The sequence below is a fragment of the Reyranella sp. genome (genome assembly GCF_017305915.1).
GTDB lineage: Bacteria > Pseudomonadota > Alphaproteobacteria > Reyranellales > Reyranellaceae > Reyranella.
On record NZ_JAFKJN010000050.1, the window covers coordinates 1 to 23653 of the forward strand.

Here is a 23653-nt window from a genome sequence, read left to right on the forward strand (position 1 = left end):
ACATAGGCCGACAGCGGCACCTTCTCGCTGACCGTCGGCGTCTCGTAGGTGAGGGTCGGCTGGAAGGCGACCTGGCGCTGGGTCTGCGAAATGCCGCGATACGAATAGTCGGTGATGAAAGCGGCCCCTGCCGTGAACGTTCCTCCGAATGGCGCCTTCCACACAGGCTTGTCTTCCTTCTGGGCTTGATCGGCCGACTGCGCGCCGGCGCCTGGCGCGATCAGGAGCGAGCCGGCGACGACGGCGGCCGCCGTCGAGAGTGCGATTGAGCGAAACATGCAATCCCCGTTCTGGATGCCGCGGCATCGGGGTCGTTAAGAACGCCAACGCAAGGTATGAAATCCATTCGGTTGGCTGCGATGGCGCGTAGGAATTCCATAAGCGTCCGGCGAGGCCGCCCGAAATCCTATGGATTTCCTACGTCCGGCTCGCCTCAGCCCGCTCGAATTCCTACGTCGCAGCGCCCTTTTATGGGCCTCCCAAGGAGGGGTCATGTTCGGCCTGCTGCTCATCGCCATCGGTCTCGCTCTCATGGGCGCGTTCATCGCCTACGACCATCTGCGCGGACGCATCTAGTCGAGCGTGTCATGAATCGATTCGGCCTTTCACGGTCCCGCAACGAGGCGATGTCCGGCGTGGACATCGCCTCGCCGGCGAAGCCTGCGCCGCAGGAAGCGCAGCCGGTGACGCCGAAGGCCGGCGAGACCGTCTACGAGATCGGAGTCATCCTGGCACTGCATCTGGCGTTTGCCTTTGCGGTCCTGCTGACCCTGCAGGCCTGCGGCGTGAGCTGATCGCCGCCAAATCGGGGAACCCCAACATGCTGGATATCATCCTGATCGCCGCCGGGTGCGGCTGCTTCGCCGTCGCCATCGCCTACGCCTACGCCTGCGACCGTCTCTAGGAGGCTGCCATGATGCTCGAATACATCCTGGGCGCCGCCGTGACGCTCGGCCTGTTCGCCTATCTCGTCTACGCGCTGCTGCGCCCCGAGCGCTTCTGAGGATTCCACGATGACCGTCAATGGCTGGCTCCAGATCGCGCTGTTCTGCGCGATCGTCACGCTGCTGGTGAAGCCGCTCGGGCGCTACATGACCCGCGTCTTCTCGGGTGAGCGCACCTTCCTGTCGCCGGTGCTCGGGCCGGTCGAGCGCGGCATCTACTGGCTGAGCGGCGTCGACGATCGGCGTGAGCAAGGCTGGGTGGTCTACGCCGTCGCCATGCTGCTGTTCAGCCTGGCAGGCTTCCTGCTGCTCTATGCGCTGATGCGCCTGCAAGCGCTGCTGCCGTTCAATCCGACGGGCCAGTCGGCGGTCGAGCCGGGCCTCGCCTTCAACACCTCGATGAGCTTCGACACCAACACCAACTGGCAGTCCTACGTGCCCGAGACGACGATGAGCTACCTCGTCCAGATGGCGGGGCTCACCGTGCACAACTTCGTCTCGGCCGCCACCGGCATCGCGCTCGCCGTCGCGCTGGTGCGCGGCTTCGCCCGGCGCTCGGCCAGCAGCATCGGCAACTTCTGGGTCGATCTGGTGCGCGGCACGCTCTACGTCCTGCTGCCGATCTCGGTCGTCGTCGGCCTGTTCTTCGTCTGGCAGGGCATGCCGCAGAACCTCGGCGCCTACACCGAGGCGACGACGCTCGAGGGCGCCAAGCAGGTGATCGCCCAGGGGCCGGTGGCCTCGCAGGAAGTGATCAAGATGCTGGGCACCAACGGCGGCGGCTTTTTCAACGCCAACTCCGCGCACCCGTTCGAGAATCCCACCGCGCTCACCAACCTGATCGAGATGGTGCTGATCTTCTCGATCGGTGCCGCGCTCACCAACGTCTTCGGCCGCATGGTCGGCGACGAGCGCCAGGGCTGGGCGGTGTTCGGCGTGATGGCCGTCCTGTTCCTGCTCGGTGTCACCGTTGCCTACTGGGCCGAGGGCGCCGGCAATCCAGCCCTGGCCCAGCTCGGCCTCTCCGGCGGCAACATGGAAGGCAAGGAGATCCGCTTCGGCATCGCCAACTCGGCGCTGTTCGCGACGGTAACCACCGACGCCTCGTGCGGCGCGGTCAATGCCATGCACGACAGCCTGACGCCGCTCGGCGGGCTGGTGCCGCTGTTCAACATGCAGCTCGGCGAGATCATCGTCGGTGGCGTCGGCGCCGGCCTCTACGGCATGCTGCTGTTCGCCATCGTCGCGGTGTTCGTGGCCGGCCTGATGGTCGGCCGGACGCCGGAGTATCTCGGCAAGAAGATCGAGGCCAAGGAAGTGAAGATGGCGATGCTCGCCATCCTGGTCCTGCCGCTGTCGATCCTGGGCTTCAGCGCGCTCGCCACGGTGGTCGATGCCGGCCTCGCCGGCCCGGCCAACCAGGGGCCGCACGGCTTCAGCGAGATCCTATACGCCTACACTTCGGGCACGGCGAACAATGGCTCGGCCTTCGCCGGCATCAGCGCCAACACCCTGTTCTACAACACCACCATCGGGCTCGCGATGTTCATCGGCCGCTTCCTGATGATCGTGCCGATGGTGGCGATCGCAGGCTCGCTCGCCGCCAAGAAGATCGTGCCCGCCTCGGCCGGCACCTTCCCGACCCATGGCGGCCTGTTCGTCGGCCTGACGGTCGGCGTCATCCTGATCGTCGGCGGCCTTACCTATTTTCCGGCGCTCGCGCTCGGCCCCCTGGTCGAGCACATCTCGATGAACGCCGGCACGCTGTTCTAGGGGCAGAAGATGGCTACCAGGAATTCCTCCACGCTTGCCGATCCGAAGATCATCGGACCGGCCGTCATCGACGCTTTCCGCAAGCTCGATCCGCGAACGCTGATCCGCAGCCCGGTGATGTTCACCGTCGAGGTCGTGGCGACGCTGACCACGGTCCTGTTTATCCGCGACGTCGTGAACGGCGCCCCGGGTCTGGGCTTCGCGCTGCAGATCAACCTGTGGCTCTGGTTCACCGTGCTGTTCGCCAACTTCGCCGAGGCCGTCGCCGAGGGCCGCGGCAAGGCGCAGGCGGCGACCCTGCGCAAGGCCAAGACCGAGACCGTCGCCAAGCGCCTGGTCAACCCCAACGACACCAAGTGGATGGAGGTTCCGGCGCCCAAGCTGCGCAAGGGCGACATCGTCCTGGTCGAGGCGGGCGACCTGATCCCGTCCGACGGCGAGGTGATCGAAGGCGTCGCCTCGGTCAACGAGGCGGCGATCACCGGCGAATCGGCGCCGGTGATCCGCGAGTCAGGCGGCGACCGCTCGGCGGTGACCGGCGGCACGCAGGTCATCTCCGACTGGATCAAGGTGCGCATCACCGCCGAGCCCGGCTCGACGTTCCTCGATCGCATGATCTCGCTGGTCGAGGGCGCGGAGCGGCAGAAGACGCCGAACGAGATCGCGCTCAACATCCTGCTCGCCGGCATGACCCTCATCTTCATTTTCTCGGTCGCCAGCATCCCGAGCTTCGCCGCCTATGCCGGCGGCACGATGAGCGTGCTGGTGCTGGTGGCGCTGTTCGTGACGCTGATCCCGACCACCATCGGCGCGCTGCTCTCGGCGATCGGCATCGCCGGCATGGACCGGCTGGTGCGCTTCAACGTGCTCGCCATGTCGGGCCGCGCCGTCGAGGCGGCGGGCGACGTTGACACCCTGCTGCTCGACAAGACCGGCACCATCACGCTCGGCAACCGCCAGGCGACGGCGTTCCTGCCGGTGACCGGCGTCAGCGAGCGCGATCTGGCCGACGCCGCGCAGCTCGCCTCGCTCTCCGACGAGACCCCGGAGGGCCGCTCGATCGTCGTGCTGGCCAAGGAGACCTACAACATCCGCGGCCGCGACATGGCGCCCCTGCATGCGCGGTTCATCCCGTTCTCGGCGCAGACCCGGATCAGCGGCATCGACGTCGACGGCGCCTCGATCCGCAAGGGCGCGGTCGATGCCATCCTGGCGGCCAACCGCTCGGCGCCAGCGACGGTCTCGCGCGAGCTCGAATCGATCGCGGCCGGGATCGCCAAGGACGGCGGCACGCCGCTCGCCGTCGCCAAGGACGGCAAGCTGCTCGGCGTGATCCATCTCAAGGACATCGTGAAGGGCGGCATCCGCGACCGCTTCGCGACCCTGCGCAAGATGGGCATCCGCACCGTCATGATCACCGGCGACAACCCGCTGACCGCAGCCGCGATCGCCGCCGAATCGGGCGTCGACGATTTCCTGGCGCAGGCCACGCCCGAGACCAAGCTCGAGCTGATCCGCAAGGAGCAGGCGCAGGGCAAGCTGGTGGCGATGTGCGGCGACGGCACCAACGACGCGCCGGCGCTCGCCCAGGCCGATGTCGGCGTGGCGATGAACACCGGCACCATGGCGGCCCGCGAGGCCGGCAACATGGTCGACCTCGACAGCGACCCGGCCAAGCTCATCGAGATCGTCGAGATCGGCAAGCAGCTCCTGATGACCCGCGGCGCGCTGACCACCTTCTCGATCGCCAACGACGTGGCGAAGTACTTCGCCATCATCCCGGCGATGTTCGTCGCCTTCTATCCGCAGCTCCAGGCGCTGAACCTGATGCACCTCAAGACACCGCAGAGTGCCATCCTGTCGGCGATCATCTTCAATGCGCTGGTCATCGTCGCGCTGATCCCGCTGGCGCTGCGCGGCGTGACCTACCGGCCGTCCGGCGCGTCCGCCGTGCTGCTGCGCAATCTCCTGATCTATGGCCTGGGTGGCGTGATCATCCCGTTCGTCGGCATCAAGCTGATCGACATGGTGATCACCACCATCGGCCTTGCGTGAGGCTCCCATGCTGAGAGAAATCCGTCCCGCCTTGATGATGATCGTCCTGCTGACCGTGATCACGGGCCTCGCCTATCCGCTGGCCATGACCGGCATCGCCCAAGCCGTCTTCCCGAGCCAGGCCAACGGCAGCCTGGTCGAGAAGGACGGCAAGGTGATCGGCTCGGCCCTGATCGGCCAGAACTTCACCAGGCCCGAATACTTCCACGGCCGGCCTTCGGCGACCTCGGACACCGATCCCAACGATTCGACCAAGACCGTGCCCGCGCCCTACAACGCCGCCAACTCCTCGGGCAGCAATGCCGGCCCGACCTCCAAGGCGCTGATCGACCGGGTCAAGGAAGACGTCGAGAAGCTCAAGGCCGAGAACCCCGACGTGCCCGTGCCGATGGATCTGGTCACGACCTCTGCAAGCGGTCTCGATCCGGACATCTCGCCGGAGGCGGCGCTGTTCCAGGTGCCGCGGGTCGCCAAGGCCCGCAACTTCGACGAAGCGCAATTGCGCCAGCTCGTGCAGCAGCAGACCACGGGCCGCCTGTTCGGCCTGCTCGGCGAGCCTCGGGTGAACGTCCTGCAGCTCAACATGGCGCTCGACGCTCTCGCGAAGCGGTGACATCCTCCGCGGGCCATGGTCGGTGCTTCCGACGAAACCCGCCCGTCGCCTGACGCTCTCCTGAAGGCGGCGCAGCGCGAAGGCCGCGGCAAGTTCAAGATCTTCTTCGGCGCCGCCCCCGGCGTCGGAAAGACCTATGAAATGCTGGTGGCCGCGCGGCGCCGCAAGGAAGAGGGCGTCGATGTGGTGGTCGGCGTGGTCGAAACCCACGGCCGCGCCGAGACCGAGGCGCAGCTCGCCGATCTCGAGGTCATTCCGCGCCGCCACGTCGAATACAAGGGCCGCACGCTGGAGGAGATGGACCTCGACGCCATCCTGGCGCGGCGACCGCAACTGGTGCTGGTCGACGAGCTCGCGCACTCCAACGCGCCGGGCAGCCATCATCCCAAGCGCTATCTCGACGTGCAGGACCTGCTTGCCGCCGGCATCGACGTCTACTCGACCATGAACGTGCAGCACGTCGAGAGCCTGAACGACGTGGTGGCGCGCATCACCCGCATCCGGGTGCGCGAGACGGTGCCCGATTCGACGGTCGACGCTGCCGACGATGTCGAGCTGGTCGACACCACGCCGGCCGACCTGATCGCGCGGCTGGGCGAGGGCAAGGTCTATGTCCGCGAGCAGGCGCAGCGCGCGCTGAAGCACTATTTCTCGCCGGGCAACCTCACGGCGCTGCGCGAGCTGGCGTTGCGGCGCACCGCCGAGCGCGTCGACGACCAGATGCTGAGCTATATGCGCGAGCATGCGATCACCGGCCCGTGGGGCGCCGGCGAGCGCGTGCTGGTGTGTGTCGATCCCGGTCCCGATTCGGCCAACACCGTGCGCGCCGCCAAGCGCACCGCCCAGGGCCTCGATGCCGAGCTGATCGCCCTATACGTCGAGACCGAGCGGCACACGCTCTTGAGCGAGACCGAGCAGGCGCGGCTGGCCGAGGCGCTGCGGCTCGCTGAGCAGCTCGGCGCCGAGGTGGTGCGCGTGCCGGCCCGCTCGGTGGTCGAGGAGATCCTGACTTACGCCCGCCAGCGCAACGTGACGCGCGTGGTGGTCGGCAAGTCGCACCGCTCGCGCTGGTTCGAATGGCGCCACGGCTCGGTGGTGGATCAGCTTGTCCGCAGCGCCGCCGGCCTCGCCATCGAGGTGGCGCCGTCAGGCACCAAGGCGGAGGCGTCCAAGACCGACTGGTCCTTCGGCGCGCCGCGCACCATCGGGCCCTATTTCGAGGGCATGCTGACCACCGCCGCGGCCACGGCAGCCGGCGTGGCGATCGATCTCTCGATCAAGCTGCCCAACATCTCGCTGGTGTTCGTCGTGCCGGTCATGGCGGCGGCGGCGCGGCACGGGCTGGTGCCGTCGCTCTGGGTCTCCGGCCTGTCGGTGCTGAGCTTCAACTTCTTCTTCCTGCCGCCGCTCTACCAGTTCACGATCACCGATCCGGCCAACGTCCTGGCGCTGTTCTTCTTCATGTTCGTGGCGGTGGTGGCGAGCGCGCTTGGCACCCGTACCCGCGCCCAGGCCGAGGCGGCGCGGCGCGAGGCGCGCGTCAATGCCGAGCTCTATGCCTTCAGCCGCAAGATCGCCGGCGTCATCGATATCGACGACCTGCTGTGGATCGTGGTCACCCATCTCGCGCGCGTGCTGGGGGCGGAGATCGCCATCCTGATGCCGGACCCTGCCATGCCGAAGGGGGGAATGCTGACCCTGCGCGCGGCGTTCCCGCCGGACAGCGAGTTCACCGAGGCCGATCTCGCGGCGGCGCGCTGGTCGTGGGACCAGGAGCGCCCGACCGGCCGCGGCACCGATACCCTGCCGGGCGGCCGCTGGCTGTTCACGCCGATCCGCACCAGCCGCTCGGCGATCGCCGTGATCGGTGTGCTGCCCAAGAACGAGGCCGAGATCGGCTCCTCGGCGCGCCGGCTGCTCGAGGCGGTGGGCAACCAGACCGCGGTCGCGCTGGAGCGCGTGGCGCTGGCCAACGACATCGACCAGGCGCGGCTGGGCGCCGAGCGCGAGCGGCTGCGCTCGGCGATGCTGACCTCGGTGAGCCACGACCTGCGCACGCCGCTCGCCTCGATCCTGGGCGCGCTGACGAGTCTGCGCAGCTACGGCGACCGCTACGATTCGGCGACGCGCGAGGAGCTCCTGGGCACGGCGCTGAGCGAGGCCCAGCGGCTCGACCGCTTCGTCGGCAATCTGCTCGACATGACGCGGCTCGATGCCGGCGTGATCGTGCCGAAGCGCGAGGCGGTCGATGTCGGCGACCTCGTGTCGACGACTCTGCGCCGCGCGGCGCCGCTCTTGAAGGGCCACGTCGTCGCCAGCAGCGTCGCGCCCGACCTGCCGACCCTGTCGCTCGACTTCGTGCTGGCCGAGCAGGCGCTGTTCAACATTCTCGACAATGCCGCCAAGTATTCGCCGTCCGGCGGCCGGATCGAGGTCGCGGCGCGGCGCGTCAACGGGCAGATCGAGATCGTGGTGCGCGACGAAGGGCCGGGCGTCCCGCCCGACGCGCTCGAGCGGCTGTTCGACAAGTTCTACCGCGCCGACGCCGGCGACCGGCGGCGCGCCGGCACCGGGCTGGGGCTGGCGATCGCCAAGGGCTTCATCGAGGTCCAGGGCGGGACCATCGCCGCGCGCAATCGCGGGGATCGCAGCGGGGCGGAATTCGTGGTGAGCTATCAGATATGACCGGTGACGCCGTTCTGATCCTGATCGTCGAGGACGAGCCGCCGATCCGGCGCCTGCTGCGCACGACGCTCGGCGCGCACGACTACCGCACGGTCGAGGCGGCGACCGGCGGCGAGGCGCTGACGGCGCTGCGCCATCACCGGCCCGACCTGGTGCTGCTCGATCTCGGCCTGCCCGACATGGACGGGCTCGGCCTGATCGCCAAGATCCGCGGGTCGGGTCCGGTGCCGATCGTGGTGCTGTCGAGCCGTGGCGACGAGGCCGCGAAGGTATCGGCGCTCGACCTCGGCGCCGACGACTACGTCACCAAGCCGTTCGGCGCCGACGAGCTGATGGCCCGGCTGCGCGCGGCGCTGCGCCATCGCCTGCAACAGCAGGGCGCCGACCGGACCTTCGCCAGCGACGATCTCAGCGTCGACCTGGTGCGCCGGCTGGTGAAGCGCGGCGCCGAGGACGTGAAGCTCTCGCCCAAGGAGTACGACATCCTCGAGCAACTGGTGATCCACGCCGGCAAGGTGCTGACCCACAAGCACCTGCTGCGCGAGGTGTGGCGCGACGACTCGGTCGATCCGCAGTATCTGCGCGTCTATGTCCGCCAGCTGCGCCAGAAGATCGAAGCCGATCCGTCGACGCCGCGGCACGTGCTGACCGAGCCCGGAATCGGCTACCGGCTGGTATGATCAAGCCGCGATCAGCGAGGCAATCGCGATGTAGTGGAACGTCGCGCCGACCAGCACGCAGCCGTGCCAGAGCGCCCGGCTGTAGCGGCGCACCGACAGATGGAAGACCACGCCGCCGGAGTAGGCGAGCCCGCCCAGCAGGATCATCACCAGCACCGGCACGGGCACCGATGCCCAGAGCTCGTGCAACGCGAACAAGCCGATCCATCCCTGCAGGAGGTACAGCGCGACCGAGGCCCGTTCGATGGCGTGCGGCCAGACGAGCTTGAAGGCCACGCCGACCGCGGCGACCGTCCACACCGCCCCCGTGACCGCGAGATCCCAGGGCCGATCGAGGCCGAGCATGGCGATCGGCGTGTAGGTGCCGGCGATCATCACGAAGATCGCCGCGTGATCGAGACGCCGCAGCCAGTCGCGGCGCGGATGCGATCGCAGCACGTGATACAGGGCGGAGCAGGTCAGCATGGCCAGCAGGCCGGCGACATAGATGCCGACCGGAACGATCTGCGCGGCCGGCGAGCCGGCCGCCATCACGACCAGGCCGAGGCCGCCGGCCAGCCCGCAGGCCAGCCCGACTGCGTGCACGATCCAGTCGGCCAGCGTCTCGCGGTCGATCACGGGGCCTTTCCGGGCGACGTCCTGACCAGCCGCCGCCACTCGGTCTCGGTCGGCAGGCCTTCCGAGATGTCGACATGCGCGGCGTCGCCGCGGCGGTCGGCCGGCTTGCCGGTGAAGCGCAACGGCAGCGCGCGCCCGTCCGCGGTGATCAGGCGCAGGCCGTGCCGGTGGAAGGCGTTCGCCAGCGCGGCCGACGCCATCCGCAGCTCGCCCGAGGCCACGACGGCACCCGGACGCATCAGGTAGCCGTCGAGCTCGTAGTCCGCCGGACCGATCGTGCCATCGGGGCCGTCGAGCGTTCCGCTGCCGCACAGTTTGCCGAGAAATCTCACGAGGCGACCTCCGTCCGTCGACTGGCGGGAGCACAGGCCTCTCTCCGCCATCGCCGCCGGATGACGAGGCGATGCTCGATCAGCCTTACACCCGGTCACGGGACGCGTCCACTTGGGGCGTCCACTTGGCCGGGCCGCGGCTTGCGGGGGTGGGAACGGAAGCCCATATAGAAGTTGTCGATATTCGGATCGTGCCGAAATCCCGTGCGACTTCGACGCCCGATGCGTCTCCGGCGGCGCGCGGAGCAGCACATTCACAGGAGTCGCCGATGCCGGTCACCAAGGATACCTTGCTGCGCAAGGCCGATGCCCTGCTCGGCGAGGCGCGCCGCGTCCGCAAGCTGTCGGCGGGTCTCGACGTCGAAGGCGACCGACTGAAGTTGATCCGGCACGCCGAGGATCTCGAGGGGCAGGCGGCCCGCCTCGAGAAGGATGCCGTTGCCGCAAAAAACGGTGTGTTTGTCACCCGGCCCGACTAGGCTTGCGTCTCCAATCCGGAGGAGACGATGGCCGAGAGCGAGAACTACAAGAAGGGCACCGAGATCCGCGCCAAGCTGATGGGGCCGAAGTACGCCGAGAAGATGAACGCCTCGGTCTACGACGACCCGATCATGAAGAAGTTCGGCGACTACGCGCGCGAGGCGGTGTTCGGTATGCTGTGGCATCGTTCCGGCCTCGACCTCAAGACCAAGGCGCTGATCTGCGTGATCTCCGACACCGCCCAGGCGCGCTGGCCGGAGCTCGCCATCCATCTGCGCATGGCGCGCAACCAGGGCTGGACCGAGGACGAATTGTCCGAGGCGCTGATGCATCTCTGCGGCTATATCGGCCTGCCGTCGGTGCGCGAGGCGCTGCTGACGGCCAAGGAAGTCTTCCACGAGATGCGGAACGAGAAATAATGCTGCTGATGACGGAGAGCGATCTGCCCCTGAAGCGGATCGCTCGCGGCAAGGTGCGCGAGGTCTACGAGGTCTGTCGCGACCAACTGCTGCTGGTCGCCTCCGACCGCGTCAGCGCCTACGACGTGGTGATGGCCGAGCCGATCCCGATGAAGGGCGCGGTGCTGACCCAGGTGAGCGCTTGGTGGTTCCGCCAGCTCGACGGCCTCTTGAAGCACCACATGATTTCGGCCGATGCCGACGAGATCATCAAGCTGGTGCCGGCGCTGCGCGGCCATCGCGAGGCGATCGCCGGCCGCGCCATGCTGTGCCGGCGCGGCACCGTGTTCCCGATCGAATGCGTGATCCGCGGTTATCTCTCGGGCTCGGCGTGGCGCGAGTACGCCAAGCAGGGAACGCTGGCGGGCGAGACGCTGCCGGCCGGCCTGCAGGAGAGCGGCCGGCTCGATCCGCCGATCTTCAGCCCGGCGACCAAGGCCGAGAGCGGCCACGACGAGAACATCACGGTCGGCCGCATGCGCGAGGTGCTGGGCGCCGAGGCCACCGCCGAGCTCGAGCGGCTGACGCGGCTGGTCTACGGCAAGGGCCGCGACGTGGCGCTGCAGCACGGCATCATCATCGCCGACACCAAGTTCGAGTTCGCGGGCACGAAAGAGGGCGAGATCATCCTGATCGACGAGGTGATGACGCCCGACAGCTCGCGCTTCTGGCCGGCCGACGGCTATCGGCCGGGCAGGCCGCAGCCCAGCTTCGACAAGCAGCCGCTGCGCGACTGGCTCGATGTCGAGCGCCACGCCGGCCGCTGGAACGGCGACGCGCCCGCGCCGAAGCTGCCGCCCGAGGTCGTGACGGCCACCAGCGAGCGCTACCTCGAGGCCTACCGCCGCCTGACCGGAACGCCGCTCGAGTTCTGACGGACCGCGGAAGAGTTACCCCCGAGCCGGCACGGTGATGTGGTTGTCGCGCAGGCGCTTCTCGAGATAGGGGATCGCCTTGTCGGTGCGGCCCTTGTTGCAGTCGTCGATGGCGCCCAGCACGTTGAGGTCGGGCGCCATGCGGCCCTCGGCGCCGGCGCTGCCGATGTAGCGCGAGGCCAATGCACCGAGCTTGTTGCAATAGGACTTGTCGTCCTCCGCGGCACGCGCGCCGACCGGGAGCGCCGCAAGCAGCGCCAGAAGCAGGGTTCGTCTCATCGTCGTCCTAGCGGGGTGGCACAGTCACGGCGGCGCTGCGCAGTCTCTGTTGCAGGGTGGCGATGCCGGCGGCGGCATTGCCGTGCTTGCACTGCTCCAGCGCGACGATCATGTCGGGATCCGGCTTGCTCTCGCCGTTGATCTGCCGGCCGCGATAGCGCACCGCGAGATCGTACAGCTGCGTGCAATAGGCGAGGTCACTGCTCTGCGCCCGGCCCGGTCCGGGCGAAAGGCCCGCAAGCACGGCAAGCAGGGAGAGGTATCGCCTCATCGCGGCGATCTAACACCATTTGTGCCCGCCTGAGTGGTAGAATTGGATCGTGATCCTTCACGATCTCGGCAACGGTTGCCGATCGGCTGCTCGGCGTCGGCAGCGGCGGTCTGGCGCGCGCTCTAATCTCCCAGCGACGTCAGGAAGTGGTGCACCGGCGCGTTCAGCCAGACCTTCTTGGCGTTGAGCGGCCGGCACTTGGAATGCCACGGCTCGCGCCGCCACTTGGTCTTGGTCACCGCCGGCGGCCGCGGGATGACGTAGAGCGCGGGCTCGCGCGCCTCGTTCTTGACCGGGCAGGCGACCCACGCCGCGAGGCTCATGCGCAGGTCGTTCATCCGGAACTCCAGCGTATTGTCGTGCGTGAAGACCGGCATCATCGAGCCCTTGCGGCCGAGCTTCTGCACGTTCAGCAGCAGGGCGACGCGGAACTCCAGCTCGGCATAGGCGGTGTCGCTCTCGATCGAGCGCCGGTCGTCCTCCGACAGGAACGGCCGCGTCGGCCACGGCTCGCGCGCGCTCCAGGGATGGGAGTGGAAATCGCCGAGGAACTTGAGGTTCGGCCAGTAGGTCGGCAGCGTCTTGTTGACCGTCTCCAGCCCGTGCGAGGGGATCACCGAGTTGCGGCCGCGCTCGGCATTGGTGTCGACGATCGCGACCTCGACGTTGAAGCAGCGGCCCTTGCTCGGCGTCATGGTCTCGTAACCCCACAACAGGCCGAAGGTCTCGCGCTGGCGCGTCAAGCGCCCCGACTTGCCGCACCGGCCGGGCACGAGGAAGCTTTCGATGGTGGCGATCACCATGCTCTGGAAAGCAGCCTCGGAGACGTTGACCAGGTAATCGAACTTGCCGGCGGACATCCGGCCATCTTATCCGACCGCGGACGGCACCCCTATGACGGTCATGTCCGTACGGAATTTACGATAGGCGGAACCGGCGTAATCTGAGTGCGTTTCCGATCACGCTGACCGACGAAAGAGCCATCGCGGCAGCTGCAAACATCGGGCTAAGTGTCAGTCCTGCAAGGGAATATAGCGCTCCGCCCGCGAGCGGGATGCCGGCGGCGTTGTACACAAAGGCGAAGAATAAATTTTGACGGATATTTTGCATGGTTGCGTGCGACAACTCGATCGCGCGGACGATGCCCATCAGGTCGCCCTTGACCAAGGTCACCCCGGCACTTTCGATCGCGATGTCGGTGCCGGTGCCCATGGCGATGCCGACATCGGCACCGGCCAGCGCCGGTGCATCGTTGATGCCGTCGCCCGCCATGGCGACGACGCGGCCTCGGGCGCGCAGCTCCTGCACGATCCGGCCCTTGTCCTCGGGCAGGACCTCGGCCTCGACCCGCGAGAGGCCGAGCTCCCGAGCCACCCGCTCGGCCGAGCGCTTGTTGTCGCCGGTCAGCATGACGATCTCGATCTTCCGGGCGCGCAACGCAGCGAACGCCGCCGCCGTCGTCGGCTTGATCGGATCGTCCAGGGCGATCGTGCCGGCGAGCTTGCCCTCGACCGCCAGCATCACCGGCCGCTCGAAGGTGCCGAGATCGACGCCGTTCTCGCGCAGCAGCCGTGCATTGCCGAGCAGCACGCGCTTGCCGTCGATGAGGCCCGACACGCCGCGGCCGGCATGGCTCCTGAAGTCGCTGACCGTCGCGGTGTCGAGCCGCCGCTCGCGCGCGAACGCGACGATGGCGCGGCCGATCGGATGCTCGCTGTTGCGCTCCAGCGCCGCGGCGAGCCGCAGCGTCTCCAGCCCGCCGGTCACCTCGGCGATGTCGGGCTGGCCGACGGTGAGCGTGCCGGTCTTGTCGATCACCAGCGTGTCGATCTTCTCCAGCCGCTCCAGCGCCTCGGCATTGCGGATCAGCACGCCGGCGGCGGCGCCGCGGCCGACGCCGACCATGATCGACATCGGCGTGGCGAGCCCCAGCGCGCAGGGGCAGGCGATGATCAGCACCGCAACCGCCGCCATCAGCGCGTTCTCGAACCGGGGCTCCGGTCCCCACAGCGTCCAGCCAGCCGCCGCAACTACAGCGGCGAGCAGCACGAAAGGCACGAACCAGCCCGACACCACGTCGGCCAGGCGCTGGATCGGCGCGCGGCTGCGCTGCGCCTCCGACACCAGCTTGACGATGCGTGCCAGGATGGTGTCGCTGCCGACCTTCTCGGCGGTCATGACGAAGGCGCCGCTGCGATTGACCGTGCCGCCGATCACCTTGGCGCCGGCTTCCTTGAGGACCGGCATCGGCTCGCCGGTGATGGTCGATTCGTCGACCTCGCCGGAGCCGTCGCTGACGGTGCCGTCGACCGGCACCTTCTCGCCCGGCCGCACGCGCAGGGCATCGCCGACGGCGATGGCATCGATCGCGATCTCCTCGTCGCCATTCGCGCCGACGCGGATGGCGATGCGCGGCGCCAGCTCGAGCAGGGCGCGCACGGCGCCCGAGGTGGCATCGCGCGCACGCAACTCGAGTACCTGCCCGACCAGCACCAGCACGACGATCACTGCCGCCGATTCGAAATAGACCGGCTGGCCGATCACCGTGGCCACGACGCTCCAGGCCCAGGCGACGCCGGTGCCGAGCGCGATCAGGGTGAACATGTTGAAGGCCCGGCGCGCCACCGACTGCGCGCCGCGCACGAAGAACGGCCAGCCGGCCCACAGCACGACCGGCGTGGCGAACACGAGCTGGATCCATTCCGACAGGCCGTGCGGCAGCGGGATGAAGTGGCCGCCCATGCCGAACACCACGACCGGCACGGTGAGCGCGCCGCCGATCCACAGCCGGCGCGTCATGTCGACGAGCTCTTCATTGGGGCCCTGGTCGAGCGTCACGTCCTCGGGCTCGAGCGCCATGCCGCAGATCGGGCAGCTGCCCGGGCCCTGCTGGCGGATCTCGGGATGCATCGGGCAGGTGTAGATCGTGCCGGGAGGCGCGGGCGGCGAGGGCGCGCGCGCGTGGGAATGGCCATGCGCATGGCAATGCCCATGGACATGCGCGTGGCCGACTTCTTCGGCCGGCCGGGGCGCGCGGTATCGCTCCGGCTCGGCGGTGAACTTCGCCAGGCACTTGGGATTGCAGAAATAGTGGGTGTGCCCATCGTGCTGCGCGGTGTGCTTCGCGGTCGCGACCTTCACCTTCATGCCGCAGACGGGATCGATGGCGGTCTTCGGGGCGAGCTCTTCCATGGCTTGCTATCTATACCCTACGGGGGTATGGTTCAAGCCATGGACGAGAAAATCAAGAAATCCCAGCTCGCCCGCCTCGGCCGCATCGAGGGCCAGGTGCGCGGCGTCGCCCGCATGGTCGAGGACGACCGCTACTGCATCGACGTGCTGACCCAGATCCGCGCGGTGCGGGCGGCGATCGACAAGGTCGAGCAGGAGATCCTGCACGACCATCTGCAGCATTGCGTCGCCCACGCCTTCCACGCCGGCAACGCCAAGGAGCGCCAGACCAAGATCGAGGAGCTGATCGAGGTGCTCGACAAGCGGCGCTGAGACCGAGGTGCAATGGCGTGCCGGCGCCGAGCGAATGTCGACGACCATCCGGAGTCGGGCACGTTCACGCTCCCGGGGACGGCACGTGTGCACGGCCTGCGGCAAGCGCTGACCGTCGTTGCATTCGGGGCGGGGAGCCGAATAATGGCCCAGACATCGTACGCCTTGGCGGAGGTCCATATGACAAGGTCGATCGTCTTCGCAGCTCTGCTCGCTGCCGCTCTCGCCGCGTGCGCTCAACAGCCCGTTCCGCCGTCAGCGGTGGCTGACAGCTCCGTCAGTTCCATGACGTCCGGTTTCGTGCCCTATTGCGGGCCTGTCTGGTCGGTCGGTAAGCAGGGCTACCTCAACATCCCCTGTCCATCCGACAGCTATTACCCGGGCGCGCAATAGCAGGCTGCGTCGCGCATCCGCCAGCGGGCCCTCTCCTCCCAGTATTCCAGCGGGGCTGGTCGCTCGGCCTCGGGCGGTGGGAAAGTTGAGAAAGTCTTCAGGGTCTTCTGGACCGCGCGCTTCCAGCGCGCTCATGAGCGCGCAAGATGCGCGCGGTCCAAAAGACCAGAAGAGGTCAGGGCTCGGTGGAGGGCTGCTCTTCTTCTTCCGGCGGCGCGGTGATGCCCGCCGCGTTGTCCTGCGCCCATTTCACGATCTCGACGAAGATCGGCCGCAGGCGGCGGGCGTTGGGCGTGATCTCGTATTCCACCCGCGGCGGCACCTCGGCGAAGATCGTGCGCTTGATCAGCCCGTCCTTCTCCAGGGCGCGCAACTGGGCGGTCAGCATGTGCTGGGTGATGCCCGGCAGTCCCCGCTTGAGCTCGCCGAAGCGATGGGTGTGCTGGCTGAGCAGCCAGAGGATCTCGAGCTTCCAGCGCCCCGCAATCATACCGACTGCACGACGAAATTCGGTCTGCAGGGTCTTGGCGTAGTCGCGATCGGCGCGTGCGCGTTCAATATCAACCATGAGTTAGATATATCATACTAGGTCTAATAATCAATCCTACTTGAGGGAACGATACAGAGGATTAAATCCGTTGTGTTGAAAGGAGTTACCCTGCCGTGGACGGCTCGCAATCGCCCTCATCCGCTGCTTTGACGTTTGACCAGGTCGAGTACCAGACCCAGTTCGAACCGCCGAAGACCAGGCGGACGACCGACAACCAGCGCCGGCGCCGCCGGCTGCTGACGATGCTGGCCGCCGTCGCGCTGGTCGCGGGCGGGGGCTACGGCACTTATTGGTTCGCCTACGGCCGCCATTTCGAGAGCACCAACGACGCCTATCTCGGCGCCGACAGCGTCGTGATCGCACCCAAGGTGGGCGGCTACGTCGCCGAGGTCGCGGTCGGCGACAACCAGCGGGTCAAGGCCGGCGACGTGCTGGTCCGCATCGATCCGCGCGACTACCGGACTGCGCTGGCGAGCGCGACCGCCGACCTCGAGAGCGCCAGGGCGACCGCCGCCAACATCGACGCCCAGCTCAAGGAGCAGCAGGCGACGATCGCCCAGGCGCAGGCCGCGGTCGCGTTCGCCGAGCAGGAGGCCAGGCGCTACAACGACCTCGCCAAGACGGGTGTCGGGACGGCACAACGCCAGCAGCAGACCGAGTCCGATCTCACCCAGCGCCGCGCCACGCTGACGGCGGCGCAGGCGCACACCGACGTGCTGAAGACGCAGCGCCAGCAGGCGGAGGCCGTGATCGACGCCAAGACCGCGGCGCTCGACCAAGCGAAGATCAACCTGTCGCAGACCACGATCGCCGCGCCGATCGACGGCGTGATCGGCGACCGCACCGTGCGCGCGGGCCAGCTCGTGCAGGCCGGCACGCGGCTGCTGACGGTCGTGCCGACGCAGGGCGTCTACCTGGTCGCCAACTTCAAGGAGACCCAGACCGGCCAGATGCATCCGGGCCAGTCGGTCTCGGTCGAGATCGACGCCCATCCGGGCCATCCGATCAAGGGCACGGTCGACAGCCTCGCGCCCGGCACCGGCGCGCAGTTCGCGCTGCTGCCGCCGGAGAACGCGACCGGCAACTTCACCAAGATCGTGCAGCGCGTGCCGGTGAAGATCGTGCTCGACCCCAGGGATCCGCTGACCGCCCGGCTGCGGCCGGGCCTGTCCGTCACCGCCACCGTCGACACCCGGACGTCGCAGCCCACGGTGAATCAGGCGCAGCGATGAAACCCGGTGAGGAGCTGACGCTCCGCGACTGGCTCGCGGTCGGCGGCGGCATCCTGGGCGCCTTCATGGCGATCCTGGACATCCAGATCACCAATGCGTCGCTGGCCGAGATCGGCGGCGCCATCGGCGCCACGCCCTCCGAGGGCAGCTGGATCTCGACCGGATACCTGATGGCCGAGATCATCGTCATCCCGCTGACCGGCTGGCTGGCGCGCACCTTCGGCTTGCGCCGCTTCCTGTCGATCAACTCGATGGCCTTCGTCGGCTTCTCGATCCTGTGCGCGCTGTCCAACAGCCTGCCCGAGATGATCCTGTGGCGTGCCGGCCAGGGCATCACCGGCGGCGTGCTGATTCCGACCGCCATCACCATCGTCCGCACGCGGCTGCCGGTCGACAAGCAGCCGATGGGCGTCGCGCTGTTCGGCATGGTCGCGACCTTTGCGCCGGCGATCGGCCCCACGGTCGGCGGCTGGCTGACCGAGAACTGGAGCTGGCACTACATCTTCTATCTCAACATCGTGCCCGGCATCGCCGCGATCGCGATCCAGCTCTATGCGCTGGACAAGGAGAAGCCGCGCCTCGAGGAGCTGGTCGGCGCCGACTGGCTCGGCATCGCCGCCATGGCGATCGGCTTCGCCTCGCTGATCTTCGTGCTCGAGGAGGGCCAGCGCGAGGACTGGTTCGGCTCGCCCGTGATCGTGGCAGCCTCGATCGCCTCGTTCGTCGGCATCGCGGTGTTCCTGATCTCCGAGCTCACGGCCGACAAGCCGTTCATCAACCTGCGCCTGTTCAAGAATCCCTCGGTCGGCGGCTCGGGCATCCTGATGGCGGTGTTCGGCGCCACCGCCTTCGGCTCGGTCTATCTCATTCCCGCCTATCTCGCCCAGGTCCAGGGCTACAACGCCCAGCAGATCGGCGAGGTGGTGATGTGGAGCGGCATCCCGCAGCTCTTCCTGTTGCCGGTCATGCCGTTCCTGATGAAGCGCGTCGATGCGCGGCTGCTGGTCGGCATGGGCCTGATCCTGTTCGCGGTGAGCTGCTTCATCAATGTCGACATGTCGCCCGACACGGCGATGGACCAGCTCCTGCTGCCGCAGCTCCTGCGCGCCGCCGGCCAGCCGCTGGCGACGATTCCGCTGACCCAGCTCTCGGTGGTCGGCCTGACGCGGCGCGACACCGCGGATTCGGCCGGCATCACCTCGGTGATGCGCAACCTCGGCGCCTCGATCGGCATCGCCATGCTGTCGACGGTGGTGCAGATCCGCGAGCAGGTGCATTTCTCGGTGATCGCCGAGGCGATGAGCCAGAACAGCCTCAAACTGCAGGAACGGCTGCAGGGCATGGCCGGGATGTTCGCCGCCAAGGGCGTCGACCTCTCCACCGCGACCCAGCAGGGCACCGCGATGCTGGCGAACCAGGTCCGCCGGTCGGCGACCGTGATGGCCTACGCCGACAGCTTCTGGATCTTGGGCGTCTGCATCTGCGTCAGCCTGCTGACGCTGCTGATCCTGCGAAAGCCGTCCGCCGGCGCCGCCGCGATGGCGGCCGACGCGCACTGATTGCTGGGTCCCAGCTTACTGCGGCTCGATCTTCGCGATCTTCACGTACTCCGCCCATTTGGCCCGCTCCTCGCGGTCCTGCTGAGCGCACTGGGCGAGGTCGAGCTTGCGCGGCGTCAGCGCGAACTCGTCGACCAGCCGTTTGTTGATCCCGGGCGAGAAGATCGCCTCGTTGATCAGGACGTTCAGCCGCTGCTTGATCGGATCGGGCACCGCCTTCGGCACCGCGATCGCGAGGAATCCGGTGCTGACGAAGCCGGGATAGCTCTCGCTCAAGGTCGGCACGTCGGGATAGAGCGGGCTGCGCTCGGGCAGCGAGATCGCCAAGGTCTGCACCTTGTTGGCCACGACCTGGCCGCGCGCCGCGGTGAGGTCGACGAACATGAACTGGATCGCGCCGGCATAGAGGTCGGTCCAGGCATTGCCGATCGCCTTGTAAGCGACACCCTGCCAATCGGTACCCGCCGTGGCGCCCAGCACCGCCGACGGCACCTGCGAGCTGGCGTTGAAGTAGCCGTAGTTCAGCTTGCCGGGATTGGCCTTGGCGTAGCCGACCAGGTCGGCCAGCGTCTTGTACGGGCTGTCGGCCGGCACGACCAGGAAGGCGCCGCTCGAGCCGATCACGCCGACCACCTGAAAGTCCTTCTCCGGGTCGTAGCCCGGGCTCTTGTACATGTGGACGTTGGCGGCGTTGGTCGAGGTGGTGGCCAGCATCAGGGTATAGCCGTCGGGGGCCGAGCCCTTGACCGACAGCACGCCGACGATGCCGTTGGCGCCGGCCTTGTTCTCGATCACGAACGGCTGGCCGGTCTTGTTCTCCATGTACTTGCCGACCAGGCGGGCGGTGATGTCGCCCGAGCCGCCCGGCGCGAACGGCACGGTGACGTGCACGGCCTTGTTCGGCCAGTTCGTATCAGCCCGTGCAGGAAAAGCAGCGAGAGCGGTGGCAGCCAGAAACGTGCGGCGAGAAAGCGATCTGCGAAATGTCGACATGCGCTGCACTCTAAAGGAAACGCGCCACATGGACAGCGCACGGCGTGCAGCCCTACCTTGCGCGCATGTCACAGATCGGCCGTCCTCCTCTCACCGGCGTTCGCGTCATCGACTTCACGCGTGTCATCGCCGGTCCGTTCTGCACGCAGATCCTCTCGGACATGGGCGCCGAGGTCATCAAGATCGAGAATCCCGACGGCGGCGACGACACGCGCAAGGGCGCGGGACCGCGCGCCGGCGGGCCCACTGGCGAGAGCCATTTCTTCATGACCTACAATCGCGGCAAGAAGAGCGTGACTGTCGACTTCACCAAGCCCGACGGCCAGAAGATCGTGCACAAGCTGCTCGAGACGGCCGACGTGGTGATCCAGAATTTCCGGCCGGGCGTGCTGAACCGCTACGGCCTGAACTACGACGCGCTGTACGAGAAGTTTCCCAAGCTGATCTATCTCTCGATCTCGGCCTACGGCCAGACCGGGCCGCTGTCGGATCGGCCGGGCTACGATCCGGTGCTGCAGGGCGAGTCGGGCATGATGAGCGTCAACGGCGAGGCCAACGGCGAGGGCCTGCGCCACGCCATCGCCATCGTCGACACCATGACCGGAATCCATGCGGTGGCGGCGATCAATGCGGCGCTCTACGCCCGCGACGCGACCGGCCATGGGACCGGCAAGGGCCAGCACATCGATCTCGCGCTGTACGACACCGCGCTCGCCTGCCTAGGCAACATGGGCTCGTATTACCTGGTGGGGGGCGACCAGCCCAAGCGCGCCGGCAACAGCCACTTCGCCTCGGCGCCCAATGGCTCGTTCGAAACCGCGAACGGCAAGATCTACATGGCGGTCGCCAACCAGAAGCTGTTCGTCGATACCTGCAAGGCGATGGGTCATCCGGAATGGGCGACCGATCCGCGCTTCGCCACCATCGCCGAGCGCGTCGCCAACAAGCCGCTGCTCAACAGAATGATGGAAGAGGTCCTGAAGACCGACACCAAGGAGAACTGGGCGCAGAAGTTCCGCCATCTCCCGGCCGGCCCGATCCGCACCATGAAGGAGGCGCTCGACGAGCCCGAGGTCAAGCGCCGCGGCATGCTCAAGACCTACAAGCACAATCGCGTCGGCGAGGTGCCGCTGATCGGCTCGAACTACCGCTTCTCCGGCACGCCGGTCGACGATACCCGCCCGCCACCGTCGCTCGGGGAGCACACCGAGGCGGTGCTGAAGGAGATCGGGTTCGGCGACGCCGAGGTCGAGGCGCTGCGCGAGAAGAAGGTGATCGGCTGAAGATCATTATGGTCAATGGAACGCACGGCGGCCGTTGATTTCAGCCGCTTTTTCTAGGTAGCGCAGCAGCCACAGCAACCGAGTCCTCCTTCGGGCTATCACCTAAAGTTTGACGGTCGTTACCTGAAGCTATTCAACGGCGATGATGTTGTACGGCAGTGGCCCGCTGTGTCGGGCACGGGCAACTTCGGCAGTCCCAAGGATCAAGAAAAGAAGGGCAGGCCGATCCCTGAGGGAACATATGACATCAAGCAGGAGCGATATCAGGAGATGGACTGGTTGCGCCGCCAACTCGGTGGAGGGTTGCGGTGGCCAGGCGGGACAAGGAGTTGGGGCACGGAGCGGGTCTGGGCCGATCCAACCAAGGAAGCGATCGCGAACGGCCTGACGTTCGGACGAAAGGACATGGCGATCCATGGCGGAGACGTTCCAGGTTCTGTTGGATGCATAGATTTGACCACGAATATGAACGACTTCGCCAAGACGTTTCGCGGTCGTGGGGCCGACCTGAAGTTGTATGTCGACTACAATCCGCCCGTGCCCGAGAACGGTCTGAATCGTTCGAGATAGTGGGAAGGAAGGAGTGCATCGCGTGGAGATGACCTCCATTTCCAGTGCCAGGATCGGGCAGTCCTCGCCGGGTTTCGTGCGCGGTGTTGCCTATTGGACGCTGACGGGCGCGTTGCTGCTGGCGACGGCCTTCGCTCTTTTCGAACTGTTCGGCGACTACGCGGACACCGACACCTACCGACGGGTTTACGTTCATCCCGAACGTCTCGTCGTCACGCAGTGGTTGATCTTCGTCGGACTGAGCATCGGCCTTGCGGCTCAACTCGCCGTCTGGAAGGCGCGGCGCGTCACGCGGGTTGCGCTCGCGGTCGCCGGGCTCCTGGTGGCGTTCGATATCGCCAACGTCACGCTGGCCTTGAACCCGGCCTGCTGCGTGGCCAAGTGGCCGGGCTTTCTGCTGCAGTTCCTGCCGTAACCTAAGACTTACGTATAATTTTCGTTGCGACGGAAACGGCGCACTCTTCGGCCAATCGAGAACTGTCGAAGGAGTCCCAGCCATGCCGACCATCACTGTCCAGGACGGAACCCAGATCTTCTACAAGGACTGGGGCACCGGCCAGCCGATCGTGTTCCATCACGGCTGGCCGCTCAGCGCCGACGACTGGGATGCCCAGATGATGTTCTTCCTCGGGAAGGGCTACCGCGTGATCGCCCACGATCGCCGCGGCCACGGCCGCTCGACGCAGACGGCGACCGGCAACGAGATGGACACCTATGCGGCTGACATGGCGGCGCTGGCCAAGCATCTCGACCTCAAGGGCGCCGTCCATATCGGCCATTCGACCGGCGGCGGCGAGGTCACGCGCTACGTCGCGCAGTATGGCGGCGGCGGCCGTGTCGCCAAGGCGGTGATCATCGGTGCGGTGCCGCCGGTCATGGTGAAGTCCGACAGGAATCCCGGCGGCACGCCGATCGAGGTGTTCGACGGCTACCGTGCGGCGCTGGCCGCCAATCGCGCCCAGCTCTACCGCGACATACCGACCGGCCCGTTCTACGGCTTCAACCGGGCGGGCGCGAAGGTCTCCGAGGGCGTGATCGGCAACTGGTGGCGCCAGGGCATGATCGGCGGCATCAAGGCCCACTACGATTGCATCAAGGCCTTCTCGGAGACCGACTTCACCGAGGACCTCAAGACGATCGAGGTGCCGGTGCTGGTGATGCACGGCGACGACGACCAGATCGTGCCCTATGCCGATTCCGCGCCGCTCTCGGCCAAGCTGCTGAAGAAGGGCACGCTCAGGACCTACCCGGGCTTCCCCCACGGCATGTGCACGACGCATCCGGAGGTCATCAACCCGGACCTCCTGGCCTTCATCAAGGCTGCCTAGAAGGCGGTCGGGTCATGCCGATGTAGCTAATACCATCGGCCCTAAGTTCTGACCGATGCCCATTCGCGGGTAGTGATCGAAGCGAGGCGGACAGTGTCGGCGATGAGCCAGTTCCAAGCGTCGCAACAACCCTGGACGATGTCGTCATAAGTTTGCCAGACGCGTCTGCTGAGCTTGT

At 67.2% G+C, this 23653-nt stretch carries 26 protein-coding genes; 17 read left to right on the top strand and 9 right to left on the bottom strand.

Annotation, left to right across the window (positions count from 1 at the left end; all coding sequences use genetic code 11):
- Positions 1 to 278, bottom strand: a 278-nt coding sequence (locus J0J01_RS32150) for a TorF family putative porin (RefSeq protein ID WP_296387725.1), incomplete at its 3' end; no start/stop codon positions are given.
- A 309-nt stretch (positions 279 to 587) separates the two neighbouring features.
- On the opposite strand from J0J01_RS32150, the gene J0J01_RS32155 reads away from it, so the two are divergent.
- From J0J01_RS32155 to J0J01_RS32185, 7 genes are all read left to right on the top strand, one after another.
- Positions 588 to 794, top strand: a complete 207-nt coding sequence (locus J0J01_RS32155) for a hypothetical protein (protein ID WP_296387726.1) — start codon at positions 588 to 590, stop codon at positions 792 to 794.
- Positions 795 to 913: 119 nt separating this feature from the next.
- Entirely contained in the window at positions 914 to 1003 is a 90-nt protein-coding gene (gene kdpF / locus J0J01_RS32160) for a K(+)-transporting ATPase subunit F (RefSeq protein ID WP_296387727.1), read from the top strand.
- Between the two features lie 10 nt (positions 1004 to 1013).
- Positions 1014 to 2717 (top strand): potassium-transporting ATPase subunit KdpA, encoded by a 1704-nt coding sequence (gene kdpA / locus J0J01_RS32165; RefSeq protein ID WP_296387728.1) that lies wholly within the window; start codon positions 1014 to 1016, stop codon positions 2715 to 2717.
- Positions 2718 to 2726: 9 nt separating this feature from the next.
- Positions 2727 to 4772 (top strand): potassium-transporting ATPase subunit KdpB, encoded by a 2046-nt coding sequence (kdpB, locus tag J0J01_RS32170; RefSeq protein ID WP_296387729.1) that lies wholly within the window; start codon positions 2727 to 2729, stop codon positions 4770 to 4772.
- A gap of 7 nt (positions 4773 to 4779) precedes the next feature.
- Complete coding sequence (locus J0J01_RS32175; RefSeq protein ID WP_296387730.1) at positions 4780 to 5385, top strand: K(+)-transporting ATPase subunit C; 606 nt, start codon at positions 4780 to 4782, stop codon at positions 5383 to 5385.
- A 15-nt stretch (positions 5386 to 5400) separates the two neighbouring features.
- On the top strand, positions 5401 to 8070 hold the full coding sequence (locus J0J01_RS32180; RefSeq protein ID WP_296387731.1) for a sensor histidine kinase KdpD: 2670 nt from the start codon (positions 5401 to 5403) through the stop codon (positions 8068 to 8070).
- On the top strand, positions 8067 to 8750 hold the full coding sequence (locus J0J01_RS32185) for a response regulator transcription factor (protein ID WP_296387732.1): 684 nt from the start codon (positions 8067 to 8069) through the stop codon (positions 8748 to 8750). The genes J0J01_RS32180 and J0J01_RS32185 overlap by 4 nt, the downstream gene beginning before the upstream one ends.
- Here J0J01_RS32185 and J0J01_RS32190 read toward each other — a convergent pair whose 3' ends face one another.
- Both J0J01_RS32190 and J0J01_RS32195 read right to left on the bottom strand, forming a co-directional pair.
- Complete coding sequence (locus J0J01_RS32190) at positions 8751 to 9368, bottom strand: hemolysin III family protein (protein ID WP_296387733.1); 618 nt, start codon at positions 9366 to 9368, stop codon at positions 8751 to 8753. It lies immediately after the preceding gene.
- Positions 9365 to 9700 (bottom strand): hypothetical protein, encoded by a 336-nt coding sequence (locus tag J0J01_RS32195; protein ID WP_296387734.1) that lies wholly within the window; start codon positions 9698 to 9700, stop codon positions 9365 to 9367. Before J0J01_RS32195 ends, J0J01_RS32190 begins: the two co-directional genes overlap by 4 nt.
- Before the next feature lie 269 nt (positions 9701 to 9969).
- On the opposite strand from J0J01_RS32195, the gene J0J01_RS32200 reads away from it, so the two are divergent.
- Genes J0J01_RS32200 through J0J01_RS32210 form a run of 3 tightly spaced genes read left to right on the top strand, consistent with a single transcriptional unit; the run spans position 9970 to position 11513 of the window.
- The gene (locus tag J0J01_RS32200; RefSeq protein ID WP_296387735.1) at positions 9970 to 10179 is read left to right on the top strand and encodes a hypothetical protein; all 210 of its coding nucleotides are present in this window, start codon (positions 9970 to 9972) and stop codon (positions 10177 to 10179) included.
- 27 nt (positions 10180 to 10206) lie between these two features.
- Positions 10207 to 10599 (top strand): carboxymuconolactone decarboxylase family protein, encoded by a 393-nt coding sequence (locus tag J0J01_RS32205; RefSeq protein WP_296387736.1) that lies wholly within the window; start codon positions 10207 to 10209, stop codon positions 10597 to 10599.
- A gap of 8 nt (positions 10600 to 10607) precedes the next feature.
- Entirely contained in the window at positions 10608 to 11513 is a 906-nt protein-coding gene (locus J0J01_RS32210) for a phosphoribosylaminoimidazolesuccinocarboxamide synthase (protein WP_296387737.1), read from the top strand.
- Positions 11514 to 11528: 15 nt separating this feature from the next.
- On the opposite strand, the gene J0J01_RS32215 is transcribed toward J0J01_RS32210, so the two are convergent.
- The 4 genes from J0J01_RS32215 to J0J01_RS32230 all read right to left on the bottom strand — a co-directional run bounded on the left by J0J01_RS32215 (position 11529) and on the right by J0J01_RS32230 (position 15255).
- Positions 11529 to 11792, bottom strand: coding sequence for a hypothetical protein (locus J0J01_RS32215; protein WP_296387738.1), 264 nt, complete (start codon positions 11790 to 11792; stop codon positions 11529 to 11531).
- A 7-nt stretch (positions 11793 to 11799) separates the two neighbouring features.
- Entirely contained in the window at positions 11800 to 12063 is a 264-nt protein-coding gene (locus J0J01_RS32220) for a hypothetical protein (protein ID WP_296387739.1), read from the bottom strand.
- Between the two features lie 122 nt (positions 12064 to 12185).
- Positions 12186 to 12923, bottom strand: a complete 738-nt coding sequence (locus tag J0J01_RS32225) for a hypothetical protein (protein ID WP_296387740.1) — start codon at positions 12921 to 12923, stop codon at positions 12186 to 12188.
- Between the two features lie 58 nt (positions 12924 to 12981).
- Positions 12982 to 15255, bottom strand: a complete 2274-nt coding sequence (locus J0J01_RS32230) for a heavy metal translocating P-type ATPase (RefSeq protein WP_296387741.1) — start codon at positions 15253 to 15255, stop codon at positions 12982 to 12984.
- Between the two features lie 39 nt (positions 15256 to 15294).
- On the opposite strand from J0J01_RS32230, the gene J0J01_RS32235 reads away from it, so the two are divergent.
- A complete protein-coding gene (locus tag J0J01_RS32235; protein ID WP_296387742.1) occupies positions 15295 to 15567 on the top strand; it encodes a metal-sensitive transcriptional regulator in 273 nt (90 codons plus the stop codon).
- Between the two features lie 568 nt (positions 15568 to 16135).
- Here J0J01_RS32235 and J0J01_RS32240 read toward each other — a convergent pair.
- Entirely contained in the window at positions 16136 to 16528 is a 393-nt protein-coding gene (locus tag J0J01_RS32240) for a helix-turn-helix domain-containing protein (protein WP_296387743.1), read from the bottom strand.
- Positions 16529 to 16656: 128 nt separating this feature from the next.
- Here J0J01_RS32240 and J0J01_RS32245 point away from each other — a divergent pair, with 128 nt between their 5' ends.
- Positions 16657 to 17742: an HlyD family secretion protein gene (locus J0J01_RS32245; RefSeq protein WP_296387744.1), complete on the top strand. Its 1086-nt coding sequence runs from the start codon at positions 16657 to 16659 to the stop codon at positions 17740 to 17742.
- Positions 17739 to 19301, top strand: coding sequence for a DHA2 family efflux MFS transporter permease subunit (locus J0J01_RS32250; protein ID WP_296387745.1), 1563 nt, complete (start codon positions 17739 to 17741; stop codon positions 19299 to 19301). Before J0J01_RS32245 ends, J0J01_RS32250 begins: the two co-directional genes overlap by 4 nt.
- 15 nt (positions 19302 to 19316) lie before the next feature.
- Here the strand turns inward: J0J01_RS32250 and J0J01_RS32255 are convergent, their stop codons facing one another.
- Positions 19317 to 20192: a tripartite tricarboxylate transporter substrate binding protein gene (locus J0J01_RS32255; RefSeq protein WP_296387746.1), complete on the bottom strand. Its 876-nt coding sequence runs from the start codon at positions 20190 to 20192 to the stop codon at positions 19317 to 19319.
- Positions 20193 to 20359: 167 nt separating this feature from the next.
- Between J0J01_RS32255 and J0J01_RS32260 the strand changes: the two genes are divergently transcribed.
- The 4 genes from J0J01_RS32260 to J0J01_RS32275 all read left to right on the top strand — a co-directional run bounded on the left by J0J01_RS32260 (position 20360) and on the right by J0J01_RS32275 (position 23475).
- Entirely contained in the window at positions 20360 to 21577 is a 1218-nt protein-coding gene (locus tag J0J01_RS32260; protein ID WP_296387747.1) for a CaiB/BaiF CoA-transferase family protein, read from the top strand.
- A 123-nt stretch (positions 21578 to 21700) separates the two neighbouring features.
- On the top strand, positions 21701 to 22147 hold the full coding sequence (locus tag J0J01_RS32265) for a L,D-transpeptidase family protein (RefSeq protein ID WP_365739049.1): 447 nt from the start codon (positions 21701 to 21703) through the stop codon (positions 22145 to 22147).
- A gap of 28 nt (positions 22148 to 22175) precedes the next feature.
- The gene (locus tag J0J01_RS32270) at positions 22176 to 22562 is read left to right on the top strand and encodes a hypothetical protein (protein ID WP_296387749.1); all 387 of its coding nucleotides are present in this window, start codon (positions 22176 to 22178) and stop codon (positions 22560 to 22562) included.
- 82 nt (positions 22563 to 22644) lie between these two features.
- Positions 22645 to 23475: an alpha/beta hydrolase gene (locus tag J0J01_RS32275; protein WP_296387750.1), complete on the top strand. Its 831-nt coding sequence runs from the start codon at positions 22645 to 22647 to the stop codon at positions 23473 to 23475.
- Positions 23476 to 23653 lie beyond the last annotated feature (178 nt).

What these genes read in the sequence shown, in the direction of transcription:
- J0J01_RS32240 (WP_296387743.1), bottom strand. Translation starts at nt 16,528, where the DNA reads ATGGTTGATATTGAACGCGCACGCGCCGATCGCGACTACGCCAAGACC.
- kdpF (WP_296387727.1), top strand. Translation starts at nt 914, where the DNA reads ATGATGCTCGAATACATCCTGGGCGCCGCCGTGACGCTCGGCCTGTTC.
- J0J01_RS32180 (WP_296387731.1), top strand. Translation starts at nt 5,401, where the DNA reads ATGGTCGGTGCTTCCGACGAAACCCGCCCGTCGCCTGACGCTCTCCTG.
- J0J01_RS32235 (WP_296387742.1), top strand. Translation starts at nt 15,295, where the DNA reads ATGGACGAGAAAATCAAGAAATCCCAGCTCGCCCGCCTCGGCCGCATC.
- J0J01_RS32175 (WP_296387730.1), top strand. Translation starts at nt 4,780, where the DNA reads ATGCTGAGAGAAATCCGTCCCGCCTTGATGATGATCGTCCTGCTGACC.
- J0J01_RS32220 (WP_296387739.1), bottom strand. Translation starts at nt 12,063, where the DNA reads ATGAGGCGATACCTCTCCCTGCTTGCCGTGCTTGCGGGCCTTTCGCCC.
- J0J01_RS32250 (WP_296387745.1), top strand. Translation starts at nt 17,739, where the DNA reads ATGAAACCCGGTGAGGAGCTGACGCTCCGCGACTGGCTCGCGGTCGGC.
- J0J01_RS32260 (WP_296387747.1), top strand. Translation starts at nt 20,360, where the DNA reads ATGTCACAGATCGGCCGTCCTCCTCTCACCGGCGTTCGCGTCATCGAC.
- kdpA (WP_296387728.1), top strand. Translation starts at nt 1,014, where the DNA reads ATGACCGTCAATGGCTGGCTCCAGATCGCGCTGTTCTGCGCGATCGTC.
- J0J01_RS32275 (WP_296387750.1), top strand. Translation starts at nt 22,645, where the DNA reads ATGCCGACCATCACTGTCCAGGACGGAACCCAGATCTTCTACAAGGAC.
- J0J01_RS32200 (WP_296387735.1), top strand. Translation starts at nt 9,970, where the DNA reads ATGCCGGTCACCAAGGATACCTTGCTGCGCAAGGCCGATGCCCTGCTC.
- kdpB (WP_296387729.1), top strand. Translation starts at nt 2,727, where the DNA reads ATGGCTACCAGGAATTCCTCCACGCTTGCCGATCCGAAGATCATCGGA.
- J0J01_RS32155 (WP_296387726.1), top strand. Translation starts at nt 588, where the DNA reads ATGAATCGATTCGGCCTTTCACGGTCCCGCAACGAGGCGATGTCCGGC.
- J0J01_RS32205 (WP_296387736.1), top strand. Translation starts at nt 10,207, where the DNA reads ATGGCCGAGAGCGAGAACTACAAGAAGGGCACCGAGATCCGCGCCAAG.
- J0J01_RS32225 (WP_296387740.1), bottom strand. Translation starts at nt 12,923, where the DNA reads ATGTCCGCCGGCAAGTTCGATTACCTGGTCAACGTCTCCGAGGCTGCT.
- J0J01_RS32215 (WP_296387738.1), bottom strand. Translation starts at nt 11,792, where the DNA reads ATGAGACGAACCCTGCTTCTGGCGCTGCTTGCGGCGCTCCCGGTCGGC.
- J0J01_RS32185 (WP_296387732.1), top strand. Translation starts at nt 8,067, where the DNA reads ATGACCGGTGACGCCGTTCTGATCCTGATCGTCGAGGACGAGCCGCCG.
- J0J01_RS32210 (WP_296387737.1), top strand. Translation starts at nt 10,608, where the DNA reads ATGACGGAGAGCGATCTGCCCCTGAAGCGGATCGCTCGCGGCAAGGTG.
- J0J01_RS32270 (WP_296387749.1), top strand. Translation starts at nt 22,176, where the DNA reads ATGACCTCCATTTCCAGTGCCAGGATCGGGCAGTCCTCGCCGGGTTTC.
- J0J01_RS32230 (WP_296387741.1), bottom strand. Translation starts at nt 15,255, where the DNA reads ATGGAAGAGCTCGCCCCGAAGACCGCCATCGATCCCGTCTGCGGCATG.